Here is a 21,987-nt window from a genome sequence, read left to right as displayed (position 1 = left end):
ATCTTCCTATCAGACGCTGTCTGGCACTGCGGCTGAGGCAATTTGAGCTGCTTTTTGTTGAGCGGCGAGATGTTGGGCGTTGAGCTCAGCCATGACTTGTTCGCGCGGACCATACATGGAGATGCTGCCGCCGCTCATGACCATGAGGCGATCAAGGTGCGACAGGATGGTCGTGCGGTGAGTAATCACGAAGATTGTTGAGCCGCTGCCTTTCATGAACATGATGGCTTGGGCAAGCGCTTGTTCACCGGCCTCATCGAGGTTGGAGTTGGGTTCATCGAGAATGATCAGACGCGGTGCGCGGTACAGGGCACGGGCCAGGCCGATACGCTGACGCTGACCGCCGGACAGGTTGACGCCCTCGCTGCCAATCACCGTGTCGTAGCCTTCAGGCAACAACAGAATCATCTCGTGAACACCGGCAGTGCGCGCAGCCATGATCACTTGCGCAGAATCAACCACGGAGAAACGGGCGATGTTTTCACTGATGCTGCCTTCGAACAGCTCGATATCCTGTGGCAGGTAGCCCACGTATGGGCCCAGTTCGTTTTTATCCCAATTACTGATATCGGCGCCGTCCAGGCGTACGACGCCATGTTGCGGTACCCAGATGCCCATCAGGGCGCGAGCCAGGGTCGATTTACCGGACGCACTTGGGCCGATGATACCGACCACTTGGCCCGCAGGGACGCCAAAGCTGATGCCCTTGATAATGGGGGTTTTACCGCCGGGGGCGCTGACAATCAGGTTTTCAACCAGCACGTCGCCTTGAGGTACAGGCAGTGACATACGCTGGGGTTCGCTTTCTTGCGTGTCCAGAATGTCATTCAGACGAGCATATTGGGAACGTGCACTGATAAAGCCTTTCCAGCTGCCGATAATCAGGTCTAAAGGCGCCAATGCACGACCCAGTAATACGGAACCTGCGATGACCAGGCCCGGGCTGATTTCATGATTGACCGCCAGGTAGGCGCCCAAACCGAGAATCAGCGACTGCACCAGCATGCGAAAGGTCTTGGAAATATTGGTCATCAGACCGCCCTTGTCGCTGGCGATCGACTGCAGAGTGAGGACCTTCTTTTGACGATGCGCCCAGCGATCGATCAGGGTATTGAGCATGCCCATGGATTCGATGACTTCGGCGTTACGCAAATTCTTGTTGGTGTAGAGGCTGGCAGCGATATTTTCTTTGTTGGCAACGGCTAAGGTGGCGCCGGTCATTTTCTCGTTGAGGATCGCGAAACACACCAAAATGATCGAGCATACGATTGCCATCCAGCCGTACCACGGGTGGAACATGAACATTACTGCTATATAGATTGGCAGCCAAGGCGCATCAAAAAACGCAAACAACCCGTTGCCCGTCATGAATTGACGCAGGCCGGTCAGGTCGTTCAGGGCTTGGGCTGAGGAATCCATGCCGCCACTGACCAAGGCGCGCTTGAAGCTGGCCCGGTACAGGTCACGACTCAACAGGATATCCAGCTTGGTGCTGACCCGAACCATGATTCGCGAACGGACCAGTTCCAGCGCACCCATGGTTACCATCAGCACGACCATGATGATCGTCAGCATCACCAGCGTTGAAATACTGCCGCTGGTAACCACGCGACCGTAAACCTGCAACATGTAGAAGGTCGGTACGAGCATCAGAGCGTTGATGAATAGGCTAAAGAAGCCAACCGATACAAAACTGCTCCTGCAAGCCTTCAAAGCAGCCTGGAGGTTATTGTCATGTGTACTGCGCATAATCTCAGGACTGCCAAGAGGGAATTTGGAAAAGCGCGGGAGTGTATCACCGACCTAACGCCCCCACACATGAAAAACGTTTTATAAATATGACTCGCAACCTGACTCGGATCGACTATTTCTCGACCGATATAAAGGGCAAGATTGATCTTCGTTCCAAGCCCGCGGCATCGGTTATAACAATGGACACGGCGGATTTGAACGCATACCTGTGGCCCGTGAGCCAATAACCTCACAGGCGAGATTGCGCATTGGCTAGCTGTCGACTCGACCGTACACGTCTTCGAAACGAACGATATCGTCTTCGCCCAAATAATCGCCGCTCTGAACTTCAATCAATACCAGGTCAATAACCCCAGGATTGCTCAACCGATGCTTGTGACCGGCACGAATGAAGGTCGACTCGTTGGTATTGAGCATCAATTCCTTGTCATCATTCACGATCACGGCCATGCCACTGACGACGATCCAATGCTCGCTACGGTGATGGTGCATCTGCAGCGAAAGAGAAGCTTGTGGCTTCACTACGATTCGCTTGATCTTGAAACGCTCGCCGTTTTCGAGGGTTGTGTAAGTGCCCCAGGGGCGATGCACGGTGCGATGTAGCTGGTGAAGCGTATGACCGGAGCTTTTAAGCTGACCGACAATATGCTTTACATCTTGGGCATGATCTTTGTGAACGATCATCACGGCGTCGGGTGTATCAATCACCAGCAGGTTTTCAACACCAACCAAGGCCGTGAGGCGCCCTTCACTGTTTACATAGTTGTTGCGCGAGCCATGGGAAAGCACTTCTCCCTCGAAGCGGTTGCCGTTTTCGTCAGCTTTGGTCAGGTCGCTAACCGCGTTCCACGAGCCGATATCACTCCAACCGATATCACACGGAACGGTGACCACCCTTTGAGAGCGCTCCATCAATGCATAGTCGATGGAGATGTCCGGGACCTGAGCAAATGTATCCGGATCAATAGCCAGGCATCGGTAGCCAACACTGGTGGTCAAACGCGATTGAGCGAGGGATGCCGCTGCAGCTGCCAGTACATCCGGAGCATGTTTGCGGAATTCTTCAAGGACTGTTCCAACCTGGAAACAGAACATTCCTGAGTTCCAGAAATAATTACCCGCTGCCACATAACGCTCGGCAGTAGCAACGTCGGGTTTCTCAACGAACCGAGCAACCCTCAGCCCACCCTCCTCGCCCACCGAATCGCCCGCCTCGATGTAGCCAAAGCCGGTTTCCGGGTACTGCGGCTGAATACCGAAAGTCACGAGCCACCCTTGCTGCGAAAGTGCAACCGCTTTGGCCACCGCAACCGCAAATGCGGGTTCGTCCTGGATGAGGTGATCGGCGGCAAGTACCAACAGATTCGCCTCGTCGCCGTGGGTCTGCTGTACATGCAATGCAGCCATTGCCACCGCAGCTGCGGTGTTACGGCCAAACGGTTCCAAAATGAAGCTTTGCGAATGTGCCGATGAATTGACCGTACGGTATTCGTCTTCAGTTTTGAACAGTAACTCACGATTCGTTACGGTCAAAACCTCCGATACGCCTTCAAGCTTGGCGGCGCGAATGAACGTCTTTTGAATCAAATTCTGTCCGTCAGGCAGTGTCATAAATGGCTTGGGATGGGCCTCGCGAGATACGGGCCACAAACGGCTGCCTACGCCTCCTGACAAAATCACCGGAATCAAATCCATTTCTAAAACCCTTAAGTAGCCACATTTTGGCGGAGTAAATTCATGCTGAATGCAGTTTCAGGTGACGATCCGGTCAACCTCAGCATTTTAGTGGACGCGAGAATATCAGATAAACGAAAGCAGCTACTCGGTGGTGCTGAGATTCAGGCAACGCGGGGGCTAATTTAGAATTGCTGTTCCCAATCAAAAAAACACTCTAGATCAGCCACTTGCTAGCGGGCTAGCGAGGCTGTTGGCTAAAAAATTTACTGAGAATTAGGGGCGGCGGAGTACTCGCATGAGTGGCCCCCATGACCTTTCATCCAGCCAATGAAAAAACCGACCCACTTAAGCGACTCTAACCGGGCGAACCGCGTAGCCAAGACATGCCGCCAGTTGGCACTTGCCGTCAAACAGCTACTTTGTCTGATATACATAATTACTACCGTTAGAACGCTGCATCCGAGGAGGGATGGAATGGAAGGCATGTCCGACTGCTTGGTGTAATCGAAATATAGATTGGGCCACAATGCGCTCCGATGAGCAGACGTGGGTACCCCCAAGCCGGTCGACTTTCGAAAGTCCATCGACGGCCTCGCCGTCCTGGTCGAGCTGGATATCAAGGTTGCGGTCTTTGACCCGGTGCTCTTCGTGTGCCTCAACAAACCCATCCGGGCATAAATTTAACGCCCCGATAACCTACCTGATGACCCACTTCTGCTTTAGCAAATGCTTTTACAGATGTTCGGTGAGCGTCGGGTAGATAAAGGTCAGTTCGTCGATTTAAGAGAACAGGTCTAGTTGCTCCGGGAGTTTGTCGAATCCCTAAAAGTGCCGCCCAGGGGCAAGACCGGGAGAGCCGATATTGCGTCGGCGATGATTAATAAGCTGTTCGGGATTGAGCGCGACCTTGAAGACGTGAGCGATGAGCAGCGCTTTATCGGCCGCCAGGAAATGAGCCTTCCGGTGCTCGCGCAACTAAAAGGTTGGCTGGAGAAATACAGCCTCGTGTAACGCCGCTGAGCGTGTTGGATCGTGCGGACAAGACGTGGAACGTTATTTAAGAATTTAACTGTATTAATCATCGTCCGCGACAATCAATGAACGCTGCCGCCCTTTATAAAACATAAAATATCTGACGAAAAAGCTTGCAAAAGAAAACAAGTATAAATATACAAACGTTAAATAATACTCTGCCTGAATAAATTTATTATCAAAGAAAAACAATATAGCGCATGCTGAAAAATGAACAATGAAAGCCGTCTTGTATTTCCCGTTCAAAAAAATCAGGCCAAGAAAATAAAATATCAATAGCGAAATTGAGTGTATAAAAACACCAACAATACCGGCTAATTTCGCTGTTAAACCAAACCCTGACGCAACATTCAAATACGGTATAACATAATCTGGTTCTGGACGCAGAATTTCAAATCTCGCATAAAAAAACTCCGGAACGAAAATATTTGTAAGCAGTGCTTTAACATCGTCAATCCTAATCTCTAAAATATCATGTGACTGGAAATTATAAGATAAATTATAGATTGGGCAAACAACATACAACCACATCCAATAAAGTGAAGCCGGCAGTTTACGGCCATCTTCATTTGCACCGCCCACTATAAATATAAGATCGCCCCCGTCTGATTCCCTAATATTGCCAAGCGTGCTAAACGCGACAACAACCAAAGCGCACATTATTAATATTTGCCATAATTTTATTTTTCCCTGCGAAGCTAAAGAAATCACAAAAACAAGAAATGAATACATTAATAACTGTCTTGTTAACATGAGTGCGCCAAGCAAGCAGGACACAACGAATATCAGTAATGCTGGCCTTATGGATGCAAACGTTGCTGCCTTTATATTAAGATAAAAAATAAATGCATAAAATATTACGTGCAAACTTTTAAACCCGGTAAAATCAGATCGATCTAACCCAAACAAAGGCACACCAAAAGACGCAAGCTCTACAAGAAAAAATATCACTACTACCAGCGCTTGCATATAGAACGTCAAATAGTCATTTGATACAGTTTCCGGTGTATGATAAATTTTGCTAAACGGTAGCGCTACTGCGAACACAAAACTAATTATCACCAATACAGCCAGAATTGGTAATAGATCAATTTCTTGATAAAAGAAAGAAAACCTAAATGTTGCCATATACCAACTCATTAAAAAAGCGATAACAATACCAAGTGGGAATAGTGTAATACGCCTCATTTCTTTCCTTTAATCGCCACTCTAACAGCAGGCAGCCATTGCTTAATGGTGAATACGCATGGAAATAATAAAAACGCTAATTAATACACTTAAGGCGTTAGCTCGACGGACGCAACTTAGAAAAAATATACTCAGGATGTACATCACTATCACATTCGCAAAATTCAAGGTTCAAGTCGATTTTGCAAGAAAAACCAATCAACGATCTCTCCGTCAGGGCTATACCCACTTACCGTATCTCGTAATAACTGACGAACCCGGACGTAATCAAGGTCATCAATAGCAGAAAGAAGTTCGGCTACTTTGGTTTTCAATATTTCCCAAGTCATATAATCTTCGCTAGCACTCATTATCATTGGATGGCGCGTCGCCACGACATTGTCACCGATGAGCAGTTCCTCATAAAGTTTTTCACCTGGACGCAATCCGCTAAACTCGATAGAGATATCACCGTGAGGATTTTTCTCTGAACGGATACTGAGCCCCGACAGATGGACCATTTTCTCGGCAAGTTCTATAATCTTCACCGGCTCACCCATATCCAATACAAATACATCCCCCCCTATCCCCATTGACCCCGCCTGAATTACTAATTGCGCCGCTTCCGGAATAGTCATGAAATAACGGGTGATGTTGGGGTGGGTGACCGTCAACGGCCCTCCTGATTTAATTTGTTTATGAAAAAGTGGAATTACTGACCCTGAAGAGCCCAAAACATTACCAAAGCGAACCATCGTAAATCGGGTTTTGTTTACTTGCGAGATATTGGCCTTATCCCCAAACATTATGGGAGCCAATTCACGGCTAAGCGCTTGAAGGGTAAGCTCAGCTAAACGTTTCGTACTGCCCATAACATTAGTTGGACGCACGGCTTTATCAGTAGATATAAGCACAAAGTTAGCAACACCAGCCTGCAATGCAGCTTGAGCGGCATAGAGCGTCCCCATGACATTATTCAACACACCCTCGGCTATATTATGCTCGACCATAGGTACGTGCTTGTAGGCTGCAGCGTGGTAAACCGTTTCCACCCGCCAAGTCCTCAACGTATGCAAGACTTTGTTCGAATTAGTTACCGAACCCAGGATTGGAATTATCTGGACGGTTAGCGACTCCCTGTTAACGCGCTGCTCTAACTCTGAGAGAATGGTGTAAAGATTAAATTCGCTGTGTTCGAACAAAAGAAGAGTGGTTGGTCCCAAAGCCAAAATTTGGCGACATAGCTCCGAACCAATTGATCCGCCGGCACCCGTTACCAGAACGGTTTTCCCAGCGATACAGAGTTCTAGCAAGTGCTCTTGAGCGGGAACAGTATCTCTGCCAAGCAAATCACCTATATCCACTTCTTGGATATCGTCAACTTTAACTCGGCCACTTGCAAGGTCCATGAAACCCGGCACGCTTCGTACATGAAGAGGAAAACCTTCTAAATAACCCAAAATTTCGCGACGACGTCCGCGAGTGCAAGAAGGGACTGCCAACAATATTTCTTGAACTTCAGTCACTTTAATCATGCGCTGGATATGTCGCGGTTTATAGACGGGTAATCCTGCTATAACTCGATTAGAGATACTTTCGTCGTCATCTATAAAAGCAACCGGCCGCATCAATCTGCCCATACGCAACGCAGCCACCAACTGGTTGCCGGCAGCACCCGCACCATAAATAGCTACCTTTGATATTCCGTCATTTCGGTTTGTAAAGGGAACGTGCTGGGCTGCAGCGAACCAATCTCCCAAGAAGTATTCGCGCATTGCTAAGCGCAACCCCCCAATCAGAACCATGCTTAACCACCAGTAATTAAATACTACTGAGCGTGGAATTACATTCTGATGATTACTATACCCATAGACAATTATTCCAAGTACAAGCGCCGATAGGCTGACTGCCTTGACGATGGCTATCAACGCATCATTACCGAAGTATCGCATGACGGCTCGGTACATTCCGAATCGAATAAAAAGGGGTATTGCCACCGCCGGAGCGCTAATAAATAGCCATCTGTGATTGAATAATGGATTGATTAATTCATCAATTCCGAGGCGCACGACAAACGCCAGCCACAGTGCAGCCCAAACCAAAATCACGTCGGCAAACACTTGAATTAATCGCTTTTGCCGTCGCGGTAGGCCAAGCAACATTGCCCGCATTTTATCCATGATCCCTTCACTCACCGGTCAACACTCCTTAAATTTTTCTGCATTGCAGTCATATTGACCCTGCCCAGTTCCCAACGCCCGCAGGGTCAAATGAATCACACATTTATCGGGGATATTTCAAGCGCGCCTGCGCGATACTTTAAGGCCAGCAAACCCAACGGCACGTACGCAATTAAAACGCCAATAATGCTATTGAACCCAAAATTCACCACCCAAATGGCAATGGGCAATAACCAAAACAAATTGAGTGCGCCTACAACCAGTGTGATCGGCAGGTGCTTACCGTATAACCGTGACGCGTACTGATACGCATGGCTGCGATGCGCTTCATAGACTTTCTCTCCCCTTAGGATACGTCGCAATAAGGTAAAAGTTGCATCCACAATAAACACGCCTAACAAAATCAACCATCCCCATAGGAGCGAGGGTTCGGTCCAAGCGGCTTGCAGCGATAGAACACCAATTGTTATGCCCAAGAAACCGCTTCCTGCATCTCCCATGAATATGCGTGCGGGAGGAAAATTCCAGTACAAAAACCCGATCACAGCCACAGCAAGCATCAATGGGAGCCACACCAAATCTGTGCGGCCCAGCATCCAATATAAAATACAGGCCCCCAGACAAACGCAGACAGCTTCAACGCTAGCGATACCGTCGATACCATCCATAAAATTGTATAGATTCAGCATCCATACTAGGTAGAGCACTGCGAGAGTATGTCCAATCCAACCGAGGTTAACAGCCGTCCCGAGAACCTCGATGGCCGGCAATCCTCCAAGCCAAAACAACGCCCAAAGCGCACCTGCAAAATGCCCGAGCAGCCGCCATCTGGCAGCGATGTGACCGTGATCATCCATGAAGCCCAGCACAGCAACAAGGATTCCGGATCCTCCAAGCGCACACACTGTCTTCCAGTTCGCTAACTCCATCCAACCTAGGATGGGTAACGCCAGGCAAAATGCCAAAACTATCGCCACACCACCTCCCCGCGGTGTGGGGGTAGTGTGGGAACTACGAGCGTTCGGAATATCCATTATGCTTTGGGCCAGAGCGTACCGCCGTAAAGCCGCAGTTAATAAAAAAGCCGTTAGTAAAACCGCTGGAAAAAGCCACGAGTGAGTCATTATTTTTGCTGCCCTTGAAAAGGTAACGCAGTGCTTTAAAGCGCATTGTCCACGCTGACAACAGATGATGACAGTTCACTCATGGGATTAATGGCAACAAACTCTAGCCGGCCGGAACTATCACGCCTGGCGACTGCAGCGACATCCATACCTGTTTTACTGGCGAGAACGCTAACCAGACGCCGCCCTACGACGCCCCAAGCACCAGTAGCCAATAAGCGCATGCCTAACCCCTTAATTCTTCGACCACACAGTGCGATTTATATAATCAGTGTAGCTATAAACAATGCGCACAATCTGTTTAGACACAGAACCGCCTAAATAGTCACCCACGGATTTGAAAACTCTAAGTGTACGATCGTGCTGACTCGTCACAACACTCACTGCGTCAAGCACACGATTGGACTTCAAACCGCACATGATGAGTGTGCCCGCATCCATACCTTCTGGCCGCTCATGCGTATTTCGGATGGTTACTGCGGGAAGATTTAATAAACTCGCTTCTTCCATAATAGTTCCGCTGTCAGAGAGAATACAAAAAGATCCTATCTGCAACTTGATATAATCGAGCAACCCAAATGGTTTCACAAACCGAAGCAAAGGATGATCAAGGTTTTCACCAAGTGCTTCTAAACGCTTACGGGTGCGAGGATGAGTGGAAACAATAATGGGATAGCTATATTTATCTGCTAGCGCTCGAAGGGATTCAAGCAGATCGCGAAGATTGTCAGGCGTATCAACATTCTCCTCCCGGTGGGCACTGACAATAAAGTACTTCCCTTCCTCAAGCCCTTCACGGATCAAGACGTCCGATTCCAATATGCGCGGCATATAATAATCAAGAACCTCTTCCATATGCGAACCGGTCTTAATGATCGTTTCGGGACGAATACCTTCATCCAGTAAATAGCGACGAGCGTGCTCTGTGAGCACTAGATTAATATCACTTAAATGATCAAGTACTTTACGATTCAACTCTTCTGGAACACGCTGATCAAAACAGCGATTGCCCGCCTCCATATGAAATATAGGAATTTTCCTACGCTTTGCAGCGATGATTGCCAAGCAAGTATTAGTGTCCCCATACAGCAGCAACGCGTCAGGAGCTTCGATTTCAAAAATGTCATCAGCCTTGGAAATAACTTCCGAAATTGTTTTTGCCGCCGTATCGCCCGCAGCCCCTAAAAAGTGATCAGGCTTACGAATCTCAAGGTCATCAAAAAAGACCTGGTTCAATTCATAGTCATAATTTTGACCTGAGTGAACCAAAACGTGATGAGTTTGCTTATCCAACTCAGCGATCACGCGGCTCATTTTGATGATTTCCGGACGCGTACCCACTAAAGTCATGACCTTAAGCATTTAACTCATCCTTTATATAATCGAGCTTCAATAACAGTTTTTTTATCCTAGCAATGTCAAGGCGTTCTGTATTATGAGAAGTGTAATCGTCGAATTCGGCGATTTTTTGCTCGCCTTCAACAAAATACTTATTGTAATTTAAATCTCTGTTATCGGCTGGAACCCGATAATAACGACCCATGTCCTCAGCTTTCGCCATCTCTTCACGAGAGACCAGAGATTCGTACAGTTTCTCACCGTGACGGGTACCAATTACTTTCAATGAATTAGTTTTAGCGAACAACTCTCTGAGCGCCAATGCGAGATCGCCCACCGTAGAGGCGGGAGATTTTTGAATAAAAACATCACCCTGCTGCCCATGCTCAAACGCATGCAATACCAGATCAACTGAATCCTCTAAAGACATTAAGAAACGGGTCATCTCCGGATCGGTGACCGTCATGTCTTCACCATTACGGATTTGATTTACAAACAAAGGAATGACTGAACCCCGAGACGCCATTACGTTCCCGTAACGAGTGGCGCATATAACGGTTCCGCCTTCAGGGATCATTCTTGACTTTGCAACGACTAGCTTTTCACCCATCGCTTTGGAAATGCCCATAGCGTTGATTGGATAAACAGCTTTATCGGTGCTTAAAACAACAACTCTTTTTACGTCAGAAGCAATTGCAGCATTGAGAACGTTTTCTGTCCCCAAAATATTAGTCCGCACTGCTTCCATCGGATAAAATTCACACGACGGCACCTGCTTCAAAGCCGCAGCATGAAAAATATAATCAACGCCTACCATAGCTTGTTGGAGGCTATCAACGTTTCTGACGTCGCCAATATAAAATTTAACTTTATCATTGGACAGCGCTATTCGCATGTCTTCCTGTTTTTTCTCATCACGGCTAAATATACGAATTTCTTTAACATTCGTATTGATAAATCGCTTCAGCACAGTATGCCCGAACGAACCTGTGCCGCCAGTAATCATTAATACTTTATTATCAAACATAATGGGTATCCATGGTATTTGGTGACTTAGATCGATGCATTAGCCGTATAAGTTGTGGCCATTCTGGAGCGCAATAGCCGGTTGCCAGTGTAAAACGCTGACTGACCAAAGATCGATCAATGATGAGAGAGCTATCTTCAATAATAGATATTTTTTTCTCATATACGTCAGCAATGAGTTTTAACAAGCAAAATTTCGAAATAGGCTTCGCAGAAACGTGATACAAGCCATGCAACGATGTGTTTGGAATGACAATGTCTTTTATTACATTAACCAGTTCGGCCACCGGAAGACCCGAAAAAATCGCTTTGGAAAAGCCTTTTAGCTCACCTTCTTGGGACAGAAACCAATCGACTAACGAATAGCTACTCGAAAGTTCATGACCAATGATAGATGTGCGTAAAGTAATAGCGTGGGTTTCATTATGTAACTCGCCTATATACTTGGACTTCCCATACAAATCTTCGGCATCAGACACGTCGCTCTCTTCATAACCTCCTTTACGCCCAGAGAAGACGCAATCAGTGCTGATATGAATAAGCCGCGCGTTACCCAGCTGACACAATTTGGATAGTCGGTGTGGAAGCATCGCGTTTATGGGTAATGCTGACAAGGGATCTTTCGAGTCCGCCAGCTGCTTTATTAAACCGATACAGTTCATTACAATATCAGGTTTTATTTTACTGAAGACCGACACGATCGAATCGAAATCCGCAACATCGACTCCGCTTAGGAGGTTTTTTCTTATACCTTCTGCAAAGTATTTCAGCCCCGACGGATTGCGAAGTGTGCCCCATACTTCATACTTTGAGTCGTCACAAAAAGCTTTGTACGCTACACTTCCCAACATTCCTGTAACGCCCAGTAGTAGCACTTTCATTGTCCGTTCTCTCTCGATTGTTGAGATCTTTTCAGAAGGATCTCAACCAAACTCTCAACCTGCTGGCGCATTTGAAAATTCTCCTCGAAAAATTTCCTCCCTGAAAGACCCATTTCACGGTGTTCAATATCGTCGAGCGCCATCATTTTGCGAATGCAAGTGGCCAAAGCTTCTGAGTCTTCCGGTGGACAGGACAGACCAGCACCGGCATCAGCGATGACTTGAGCCCCCTCGCCTCGCAATGAGGCGACAATCGGGCGGCCTGCTGCAAGGTAGCTCTGGATTTTACTGGGAACAGTATAGGCAAATATCTCCTCATCCTTTAATGACACAAGCAGCGCTGAGGCTTTGGCGAAAATCGCGGGCATCATCGAGGAAGGGAAGCGACCAGGCAGGATAAGGTTGTCGAGACCCTCAGCAGTTTTCTGCGTTTTTACCCAATCGAACAGGCTGCCGCTTCCGATCAAGAATAATTTGAAATTCTTGTCGGAACGCATTTTCCGACATGTATCAACAAGTGTTTCAACCGATTGCGCAGTGCCGATATTTCCCGCAAATATGAGGTTAAACCCCGATTCGAACTGGGACTCCATATCGAGAGGAATTGGTTCGCTTTTAGGATCAGGCGACAACTCAAGTAGTGAATTAGGATAGTAAACAATTTTATCGAGAGCAGCATATTTTGACACTGGATTTATAAATGCCCTGGATTGCACCAAAAGCGTATCGCACCCGGCATAGATAGCTTTAACAGCTAGCCCAACTAATTTCAGTACCGTTTTGTTTTTTACAAATCCTGTGGCCGATAAACTTTCCGGCCAAAGATCTTGCACCCAAACAGCCAAATGAGAATGCTTTATTTTTTTCATAAAAATAGCGGGTATTACTTGCAGAATGGGCGACGGAGCGAATACCAAAATCGTATCAAATTTTTGATACTTCAACAATTTAGGAAAATACCAAAGGCCGTAAAATACAAACGAAAAATAATTTTTCAACAAGTTTAAAGCTCCGCCTTTACCCCGCGGTAATAACGGGATTCTTACGACTAGAATATTGTCGCCGAAGGACTCTTTCATTGCTCCCGAAACCTGATATCCAGGGTATACGTTCCCGTCTGGGTAATTTGGCTTCCCAGTCGCGACCGTAACATCATGCCCTTGAGTCGCAAGCTCTCTAACAACGTCATTTATAATGAAATTTTCCGGCCAGAAATACTGAGACAAAACCAATATGCGCATTTTATTCCTATACTGTCTGAATCTAAGTTCAAGCAATACTATTAAACATATCCCGGTTTGCTTGGACATTTGCTGGATTATAGAGGCGGGATGCAACATTGGACTGAACAATGCTCCTATGTGCTGACCACGCTTCGCGCCCTCTTGAAGCAAACTCAGTTATTGCCTCAACCATCTCATCAGGTGACTGAAGAGGTATATCCCAGCCTAACCCGTCATCCTTTAAGTTTTTCCAAGGAGTCTGATCACTTACAAGAACGACCGTCCCTGCAGACAACGACTCTGCGATAACATGACCGTAGTTTTCCCCTCGAGTAGGAAAAAGGAACAGATCATACCCCGCAAAGGTAGGGCCGACTTCAACCGGCGGAACACCGCCTTTATAAAAAACTTTTATATTGCTCGGCAAAACTTCAATCAATGACTGACATAGCGCCCAATATTCAAGATCCTCAATAGGACCATATATGTCAAACACGACATCACTTTCCAATCGACTGAGTATCTTCAGCGCGAAATCTAGATTTTTCATGGGCGATATACGTGAGAGAAATATTATTTTCAGTGCACTGCTCAGGATGATTGTTGTCGAGCCCACTGTCGGTGACGCTTTTTTGTCCGGTAAATCGATAGCCACTTTAACAATTGGATCAACGTAGCCTAGCTCACGCTGGATATTTTCCGACTCAAGTATGCTTGATGCTTGAAAATTAACGTTTCTGTAAAGCCTAATCAGCCGAACGAACAATAAATACACACGTTTTTTTATGTGTTTAAGTTTCAACGCGCCTGGAGAGAACTCACCTCTTGGAGCCAGCAAAACAGGACGCCTGTCGAGTTTACTCAACCACAATCTGGCAAACAAAGGCTTGATCGAATAATCGATGTCAAAAAAACTATTCAAATATAAAATATCGTGAGGCGTCTTGGATAGCAATGTACGAAGAAAGTTATTAGACATGTTCCCTTCTGACACATAAAGTACCTTTGCGGCACCCACATCCTGCCATTTATTTACTGTGACATCAGAATAAGTATCATTATCACCCAGATCGTGATCACGAGTAACTATTAGAAATAGAAATTCGTCACTTAAATTATTTACGAGATGCATGATTGTTCGTAGCGGCCCCCCACTTTTATAGCCAGGTAGATAGAATCCAACAAACGTTAATATTACTTTTTTTTGCCTCGGCTTTACCTCGTCGCCTGGTGGACTGACGTTTCGGTCTGAAAACATACTTACCTCCGATATAAAAATAATGGTGCCAAGATAAATTTTTTATAATTGTTGGTTCGACACAAAATTTTGTCGGCAAAAAAGAAGTTTCACTACAAAGAAAAAACAATAACCTTTTCTTTCGCTCCAATAAGGCAATACGTTCGAAACTATAAATTTTAACTTATATCTGATCGAATCCAAGGCAATATGATCTACAGCTTCAGCGGCTGAAAGGTACTGAAGTAACGCTGAATTTTGTTGAATACAGCCATCGACGGCTTTTTCAATGTTCTTTAGAAGACCTTTGAGTGCTTTGACTTTTCCCCAAGCACCTCTACCCGCGCCACCAACAACATTGCCTTGATGCTGACGATAACGAATAGTTTGATTATTCGCATACGCAACGATGCCCGTATGTGCTGCTATCAAAGATAACCATTGGTCATGCATAGGCACGCCCTTAGGCAATGGCAACGCCCTCACTAAAAGAGCCCGGTTCATTATAATAGTACATCCGTAAACGCTAGACCGCCACGACAAAAATTTAGCGTCCGTATTGTAATTAGGGTTTAAATTATTACTACGATAAAAGCTTTTTTGAATGGTTTTATTTTTTTCATCAACCAAATGTAGATCTGAAAAAACAAGAATAGGGCTTTCAATTACTCCGACTAACATCCGTTCTTTAATAGATGCAAGCATTACGGAGACTTTATTACTTAGCCATATATCATCTTGATCGCACAACATTGCGTAGTCAGAAGTAGAGAAGTTCAACGCTTTGTTGAAATTATTAACTACTCCTCCTTGGCGCTGGGTATTTACAACGCACACACGTGAATCTAAGTCAGCATATTTTTGAATAAGCGATAGCGTACTGTCCGTAGAACCGTCATCACTCACATACAGTTTCCAATTCAAATGGTCTTGGGCACGTATTGACTCAATCTGTTCCTCTAGATATTGCTCTCCATTATAGGTGGCCATTATAATATCAACGCAATCCATAATTAGCCTGCCGTATTCTGTCAATTTTTCTTGATGCGAATTCTAACAGCACGTAGTCTGCCGTTACTCTTAATGTCCACGCGATAGCAGCACCAACCAAGGACCATTGTTTAACAAAGATTATCATCAGTATTACGTAAGGAATTATTTCCGCCACATGTATCAATGCAGTGATTTTGGAGTGGCCACTTGCTTGGACCTTTGCGAAAGGGATTTGAGCGATCGAATTGAACACAAAACCTATGATCAAGACTCTCAAAACAATAACCGATTCGCCAAGGTAGGCCGGCCCCAACCACAAAAGCAATATGTGGTCCGCCAGCAGAAATACAACCATCGCTGTGGAAACACTGAATACTATTAATAATTTATAGGCGAGTGCGGTATGGGTATTGGCGTGCTTATGTTTGGCACTGAGCATTGGAAATATAACTTTAGAAACGGCCATAGGAACGAGTAATAACCTTGAGACTGCTTCCGCTGGCGCTGTATAGAACGCTACGTATTGAGCGCCCAATACGTTTGAAATAAAGAATCTATCAAAATATACCATTACGGGACTTAGTACGTTGCTCACGGTTATCCACCCACCAAATCTAAGCAACTCACCCAAAGTTTTTCGGTCAAAATTCATCACTTTCTTTCTGAAGCGCCCTAACCCATAGCAATAAGCAACTGACGCCGTAAATATTCTTCCTAAAACGAGTCCAAGCACAGCAGATTCAAAGCTCACGCTGGTAAGCATTACTACTAATACTGGAAATGCAGCTATGGCCGTTCCCGTAACTACTTTGAGGATGTTTAATTTTAAAAACTTGCTTTCACCTTCAAGACATGAAAACCAGATTGTGCTCAGCAACAGTGGGGTGACAGCAAAACTCAACAATCTAAAACCATCTATAGCGTCACTTTGCAACGCGTCTGAGACTGATAAAAAGTGAGTAATATTTTCAGCACCAAAATACAAAAATATAGCTGCAATAATACTTAGGGCTATAACGAAAACAGTGGATGTACCCAAAATCCGCCCCAGCTTATCATCTTGCCCTCCGTTCATTGCCACTGCGCGGATTACTGCTCTTGAAAGCCCTGCGTCAAAAATGCTGGCATAGCCTACAACAGCATACGCAAGCGTGAACAAACCAAACTTCTCAGCCCCCAACACCCGAGCAAGATAACCAATGGCGGGGACAGCGATAATAACGGGGATTGCAAAACCCGCGATATTCCAAGAGCTATTTTTAATGAGACTCATATTTAATACGCGGACCTTTTAAAATAAGCCGTTCGTCGTCGACATATCCATGTTAACCCATGCAACACTAAGGTGGGACGATACTATTATTCCGAATCGCTACCGCCCCAGAATTTACCGTTCGTTTCCTGAGAACGTAGCTTCATCGATAGTACTCACCTGAAGCTATGGATCGTGTAGATCGGCATATCTATAAGTTCTAACGATTTAAAAGTTAATCAAAAAAATGACCCTTTCGCTCCATCCGCTTCCATTATCGTGGTACCAACTCATCGAAATTTCATCGATAACTCGTACACCATTCGCTTAAAAGGTAATCCGAAATCCTACGATATTTTCAGCACGAATTTGAAGTTGCATCACTAATTCGTCGCTAATCGCAAGCAGCACCCCTAGACAATTGATTACCCGAGTTTACTGGGAAAAGAGACTCGGTTACCCAGCGAGCGAGACCTCGGGTTATTCTATGTAAATATCCATCATCTTATGATCTTGACAGTGCGTTGTTTGCTAATAGCTATTAGCGCGCCGTCTGACGGGTTTTTTAGTCCGTCGCCGACTAAACGATTGAGTAGATCAAACCACTTGATTATTTGGTATCTATTGTCAAAGCCATGCGTTTGAGTTCGTACTTACGGAGCAAAACCTTGCTCAGCTCCTTCTTTGCGTTCGCTTCACCGTGTACCAATCTGATTTCTGATGGAGACTTATCCATCCCGGTGACAAATTCTACCAAACCTTGCTGGTCTGCATGCGCAGAATACCCACCAATTGTGGTCACACCGGCCCGAATTGGGTAGCGCTCACGATCCAGCTCAACGTAACCGCCCTTATCTCCATACATTTGGATGGCAGCGCCTGGCGTACCTTTGACTTGGTAGCCGACGAAGAGGACATTATGTCTGACGTCTCCCAGCATTGCTTTCAGGTAGTTGACGATTCTCCCGCCGGAACACATCCCGTGACCGGCTATCACGATTGCCGGTCGACCTGTACTGGCCAAGTAATTAACCGTCTGCAAGTGCTTGGCATGGCTATCGATGGTGACCATTTGATTAAACTGCAACGGCTTGCGGCCATTTTCTGAACGATGCTTGGCCTCCCCCTCCCAAAAGTCATCAAGCTCCAGATAGACCTTGGTAAAACGGCTGGCCAGCGGCGAATCCAGAATCACAGGAAGCTCTGGCCAATGGATGGGTAAGGAGCCATCACCATCATTGGCGGTTTGGATCGTGGTATTGAGCGACTTGCAGTGAAGAATATCTTCGGTCTCATGCAGCTTGCAATTCTTGAGTGCGACCGATGCTGAATGCGGGTATCAATACGGTGCCATGGTCGGCGAGCGCTTTGTCAATGACCGCTTCCAAGCGTGATATCCGTGTGCTGCGGTCCTCATGCAACCGGTCGCCGTAGGTGCTTTCAAGCACCAGGAGGTCGGCTCGCTCAGGCGATTTCGGGCTGGGTAGAAAAGGCATGTGGCTGGAACCCAAGTCACCTGAGAACACTATGCGCTTGGCACGTTGCTCGATAGGGTATTCGACATCGAACTCAACGTAGGCAGACCCGAGAATGTGGCCAGCGCGTTGCAGTCGGACTCGGCAGTACAACTCGGGGGTCTGCGCAAGGTTGAACCAATGATCAAATGGTAAGGCGATGATCCGCGCATTAACCAGGTCAAGGTACTGCGACAACTGCTGTTCGTCTCGACCAAACTCAAATTTGAAGGCGTCTTCTAATACCAAAGGCAAAAGTTTGGCAGAAGGCTCGCTACACAGTATTGGCCCCTTGAACCCGGCAGCAAGCAGGCTGGGTATACGGCCTACATGGTCGGCGTGTACATGGGTGACAACCAACGCCTTAATCGTATCAATCGGAAAGCCTAGAGACTTATCAACACCCTGACTGCCCGCCTCCGCACCCTGAAATGAACCGCAGTCGATCAGTACGCTGATCGTTGCGTTCAACTGCAGTTGGTGGCATGAGCCGGTGACACCCTCGATTGCGCCGTGATGGATAACTTCCGGGTATTGCATGATGGTTCCTATCGATCTTGCTGCATAGCGGGGTAACCGCCCACATAAGTGACCTAGCATAGCCAGAGTCTTTGAATAATTCAGCCAATAACGTTTTACAAATCTTGTCTGTGAGCGGACTCCAGTTAACGTGCATGCACTAGCGTTTAATATCGCTCCTAACTTTAGGAATTATCCTACAAGACGCGTCGAACATACCTACTTGAATCGCTAATTAGATGTCTCCGTTGTCTTTCTAATTAGAACGAAATGCCGAATCAATGCAACCAATAATCCTAACCCGGCACCAAAAATTACTCCCAAAGCGATAATCAAACCTTTCTTCGGTTTTATCGGGCGATCTGGTTGTTCGACGGTGCCGTCAATTAGATAGACCGATACGCGGTCGGGACTGACCTGCAAATCTTTGTAAAAACTTTGTTTAATCTGCAATGCTCGAAGTGAATCAATAAACGGGTCATTTGATTTCCGCTCTTCAAGATTTTTTATCTCAGCTTCCAAGGCTTTGGTGCCGCGCATGTAGGTCAGCTGACCATTCATCGTCGCCGACACTTCGGCTGAGACGTTGCCCGAAATAATAGGAGGCTCCGTCAGATGAATTGCCTGTGCCACTTTCAGAGCCTCGCGCAACTGCGTGACGGAATCTTCACGAACCTTGTCTGCAGTCTCCTGCAGGGTCGAAATTTGCTGGGCCAAATTGCGGGCACGAACCTCAGCTTCACGTGCGACGTTTTTTAACATCTCACTTTCCGCAGCTTCGCCAGCCCTGGCGACATAAGCTTTTACCCAGTCGGTAGCCTGCGCGGGGTCCCGACTCTGCACGCTGACCAAATAACGATCAGGCTGATCCTTGGCAGGGAGCCCGATGGTCAATTCACTTAGATAATCCGAGTACAATGCGTCTCGTGATCCGGCCCGTTTCGACTCTGGCAAGGAAGGCAGATAAACCTCAACGAAAAACGACCGTCGCAACGATTCGCTTAGAAGGTTATGCACAAATACCTCGTACACGTCCTTTACTGCGAACGGGGTAAGCTCTGCCTCTCGAGTACGGCCATAATTAAAATCGGCGATACCATTAAGAGTTGGAGGTTGTATAAATATCCGGGCCTCATAGATTGGTTTACTAAGAAAAGCATAAGCGGTGGCAGTTAATACTGATAGGACGACGAAAAAAATTATTATTATTTTCTGCTTCCACAATGATGACATTAATTCAAACAGATCAATTTCATCCGCATCCTGCGGCGTCTCCATGGAGCTCGTCATATCATTTAATACCTCGTCAATTATTACTGATACCTGGCACTGGTATTCGCCATTTGTTTCACAACTTACCTCTAGACCTTCGCGTCAATATCAATTGAGTACTGAAATGCCGGTGCTGGAAAGAAAATATCCGAAGCACGATTTATTCGGTCTGTTTTTTCTGGACTGAGGAGGCTTTCTCGGGCGCTCAAGACCTCCCATGCACTGATGGCAGCGGGAAATGGCCAGCAGCGTAGAAGCATGAATTCAAACAGCATGCTAAATAATCTAATTTCTTTGCTCCTATGACCATCGAGGCAGAAGAGCGTGAACGACCGCGAGTTATTATTTAAATCTGATCACAGATTTATAGACCCAATTTTAAAATAACTCGCCTGACCGTGAAAGGCCTTTTCAAGGTCAACCCAATCAGCGCGGTTCCGTGCGCTTCTCACGCTAATCGGGATGCTTTCCGGATCTTGCCCAGGCGCAATGTCCAACCCAGCACCGGCCCGATCACCATCCCAACCAGCAACGCCAAAATAATCGGCACTGCGACTGACATTTGAGGAGCCGTCCAACCCAAAAACACCAATGCAGTGGGCTGTTGATTTTCTAACAGGAACACTACCGTCGCCAAAGCAATCAGCAGAATAACTATGACAAATATGATTCGCTTAAAGTTCCGCATTAACTTTCCTCCATCACGGGTATTCGTAGCCCTCTTCCTCGTCTTCGTTGACCCGGTCGCGCAGCTCTTTTCCTGGTTTGAAATGAGGCACGAATTTGCCATCCAGGCTAACGGATTGGCCGGTTTTCGGGTTCCGGCCGACGCGAGGGGCACGGTAATGGAGAGAGAAACTGCCAAAGCCACGTATCTCGATGCGATCACCAGTGGCGAGGCATTGAGACATTTGCTCAAGCATTGTCTTGATGGCCAGCTCGACATCCTTGGATGAGAGCAGCCCTTGATGGGTGACAATTCGTTCGATCAACTCCGACTTCGTCATATTTTTCCCTTCTTTTTCAAGCAGCTAGGTAAAGCGCTTCAAAGGTTTTAGCATGACTTGGGGGATTTGAACAGTCTAAGTATTGACTTATCTGGATAGATAAACTGGCCAGGCGAATGCAGACCTTGTTTATGGCAATTCGGCCATACAAAGGACATTACTGATCAGTGGCAAACGATCAGCATACGGCGGCTGAAATAACCCGCAGGGTTCCAGCCAAACACGTAGTCGTCCGGATCTTCTTTGACGTCGCTGGACTTTGCGATGACCTTGTAAGTTTCTGGGCGGCACACGTGCTCTGCACGGGTGTAACACCGGTCCCAGTTAGAAAATATGCCTGAACACTCGATCCGTACGGCGCTTTGACCTCGTACCGCTTTGGTTTTGTAAGCGGAGGAACAACCAGCTAGCGTGACCAAAAACAGTAAGATTATTACTTGGCGCATGTATTCCCTTATGCGGGCGCGTGCCCAACGACGACTCGGAGACACACTGAGTCTAGCCGGGTAAAGGTCTGGCTGTCTGCACAAGAAAAGACGACGTGGGAGGCACGAATTATCCTACAGCTATTTTCAAGCAATAACGGGTGTCGGTTCGCAATTGGGTGATTGCAAAAACCTAGACAACAAGGCTGCCGAAGCCTGAAATTGCGGGTCTGGATCTTTTGTCTGGCCATCACAAACCCCTGCGGGAGTCGGCTTGCCGACTAAGGCAATGTGTCAGGTGACACCGAGGCGTAGCATTCGCGGGCAAGCGCGACCTCGAAGACGGGGCGGCCCCCACAGGGTTTATC

At 46.8% G+C, this 21,987-nt stretch carries 17 protein-coding genes and 2 pseudogenes; 2 read left to right on the top strand and 17 right to left on the bottom strand.

The genetic code is table 11. From position 1 onward, the window contains the following. Positions 1 to 9: 9 nt before the first annotated feature. Positions 10 to 1,749 (bottom strand): type I secretion system permease/ATPase, encoded by a 1,740-nt coding sequence (locus tag RHM65_RS13030; RefSeq protein WP_322183476.1) that lies wholly within the window; start codon positions 1,747 to 1,749, stop codon positions 10 to 12. A 255-nt stretch (positions 1,750 to 2,004) separates the two neighbouring features. Further along, on the bottom strand, positions 2,005 to 3,447 hold the full coding sequence (locus RHM65_RS13025; RefSeq protein WP_322183473.1) for a mannose-1-phosphate guanylyltransferase/mannose-6-phosphate isomerase: 1,443 nt from the start codon (positions 3,445 to 3,447) through the stop codon (positions 2,005 to 2,007). A 528-nt stretch (positions 3,448 to 3,975) separates the two neighbouring features. Between RHM65_RS13025 and tnpB the strand changes: the two genes are divergently transcribed. Then, positions 3,976 to 4,107, top strand: a complete 132-nt coding sequence (tnpB, locus tag RHM65_RS13020; protein ID WP_322183471.1) for an IS66 family insertion sequence element accessory protein TnpB — start codon at positions 3,976 to 3,978, stop codon at positions 4,105 to 4,107. 126 nt (positions 4,108 to 4,233) lie between these two features. Then, a pseudogene (locus RHM65_RS13015) lies at positions 4,234 to 4,466 on the top strand (IS66 family transposase); the annotation flags it as partial. A 37-nt stretch (positions 4,467 to 4,503) separates the two neighbouring features. On the opposite strand, the gene RHM65_RS13010 reads toward RHM65_RS13015, so the two are convergent. From RHM65_RS13010 to RHM65_RS12940, 15 genes and pseudogenes are all read right to left on the bottom strand, one after another. Beyond that, positions 4,504 to 5,649 (bottom strand): hypothetical protein, encoded by a 1,146-nt coding sequence (locus tag RHM65_RS13010; protein WP_322183469.1) that lies wholly within the window; start codon positions 5,647 to 5,649, stop codon positions 4,504 to 4,506. A gap of 164 nt (positions 5,650 to 5,813) precedes the next feature. Next, positions 5,814 to 7,808 (bottom strand): nucleoside-diphosphate sugar epimerase/dehydratase, encoded by a 1,995-nt coding sequence (locus RHM65_RS13005; RefSeq protein WP_322185332.1) that lies wholly within the window; start codon positions 7,806 to 7,808, stop codon positions 5,814 to 5,816. A gap of 95 nt (positions 7,809 to 7,903) precedes the next feature. Next, a complete protein-coding gene (locus tag RHM65_RS13000; protein ID WP_322165567.1) occupies positions 7,904 to 8,932 on the bottom strand; it encodes a glycosyltransferase family 4 protein in 1,029 nt (342 codons plus the stop codon). Between the two features lie 234 nt (positions 8,933 to 9,166). Beyond that, entirely contained in the window at positions 9,167 to 10,294 is a 1,128-nt protein-coding gene (wecB, locus tag RHM65_RS12995; RefSeq protein WP_322165568.1) for a non-hydrolyzing UDP-N-acetylglucosamine 2-epimerase, read from the bottom strand. After that, positions 10,287 to 11,297 (bottom strand): polysaccharide biosynthesis protein, encoded by a 1,011-nt coding sequence (locus tag RHM65_RS12990; protein ID WP_322165569.1) that lies wholly within the window; start codon positions 11,295 to 11,297, stop codon positions 10,287 to 10,289. Before RHM65_RS12990 ends, wecB begins: the two co-directional genes overlap by 8 nt. Further along, entirely contained in the window at positions 11,290 to 12,177 is an 888-nt protein-coding gene (locus RHM65_RS12985) for an SDR family oxidoreductase (RefSeq protein WP_322165570.1), read from the bottom strand. Before RHM65_RS12985 ends, RHM65_RS12990 begins: the two co-directional genes overlap by 8 nt. Beyond that, positions 12,174 to 13,418: a glycosyltransferase family 4 protein gene (locus tag RHM65_RS12980; protein WP_322165571.1), complete on the bottom strand. Its 1,245-nt coding sequence runs from the start codon at positions 13,416 to 13,418 to the stop codon at positions 12,174 to 12,176. The genes RHM65_RS12985 and RHM65_RS12980 overlap by 4 nt, the downstream gene beginning before the upstream one ends. 28 nt (positions 13,419 to 13,446) lie before the next feature. Continuing rightward, a complete protein-coding gene (locus RHM65_RS12975; RefSeq protein ID WP_322183467.1) occupies positions 13,447 to 14,532 on the bottom strand; it encodes a glycosyltransferase in 1,086 nt (361 codons plus the stop codon). 168 nt (positions 14,533 to 14,700) lie between these two features. Then, positions 14,701 to 15,627 carry a glycosyltransferase family 2 protein gene (locus RHM65_RS12970; RefSeq protein ID WP_322183465.1) on the bottom strand — a complete coding sequence of 309 codons (927 nt, stop codon included), beginning with the start codon at positions 15,625 to 15,627 and terminating at the stop codon, positions 14,701 to 14,703. Between the two features lie 7 nt (positions 15,628 to 15,634). After that, positions 15,635 to 16,903 carry a flippase gene (locus RHM65_RS12965; RefSeq protein WP_322165574.1) on the bottom strand — a complete coding sequence of 423 codons (1,269 nt, stop codon included), beginning with the start codon at positions 16,901 to 16,903 and terminating at the stop codon, positions 15,635 to 15,637. 589 nt (positions 16,904 to 17,492) lie between these two features. Continuing rightward, positions 17,493 to 18,936, bottom strand: a pseudogene (locus RHM65_RS12960) (MBL fold metallo-hydrolase RNA specificity domain-containing protein). Between the two features lie 210 nt (positions 18,937 to 19,146). Beyond that, positions 19,147 to 20,205 (bottom strand): LPS O-antigen chain length determinant protein WzzB, encoded by a 1,059-nt coding sequence (locus tag RHM65_RS12955; protein WP_322165576.1) that lies wholly within the window; start codon positions 20,203 to 20,205, stop codon positions 19,147 to 19,149. A gap of 430 nt (positions 20,206 to 20,635) precedes the next feature. Then, a complete protein-coding gene (locus RHM65_RS12950) occupies positions 20,636 to 20,875 on the bottom strand; it encodes a LapA family protein (RefSeq protein WP_322165577.1) in 240 nt (79 codons plus the stop codon). A 13-nt stretch (positions 20,876 to 20,888) separates the two neighbouring features. Next, complete coding sequence (gene ihfB, locus RHM65_RS12945) at positions 20,889 to 21,194, bottom strand: integration host factor subunit beta (RefSeq protein WP_322165578.1); 306 nt, start codon at positions 21,192 to 21,194, stop codon at positions 20,889 to 20,891. A gap of 164 nt (positions 21,195 to 21,358) precedes the next feature. Continuing rightward, positions 21,359 to 21,487, bottom strand: coding sequence for a hypothetical protein (locus RHM65_RS12940; RefSeq protein WP_322165579.1), 129 nt, complete (start codon positions 21,485 to 21,487; stop codon positions 21,359 to 21,361). Positions 21,488 to 21,987: the final 500 nt, after the last annotated feature.

This window comes from Pseudomonas sp. CCI4.2, from assembly GCF_034350045.1.
Lineage (GTDB): Bacteria > Pseudomonadota > Gammaproteobacteria > Pseudomonadales > Pseudomonadaceae > Aquipseudomonas.
Note: the sequence above shows the minus strand (reverse complement) of the source record. Positions and strands in the feature narration are given on the sequence as shown.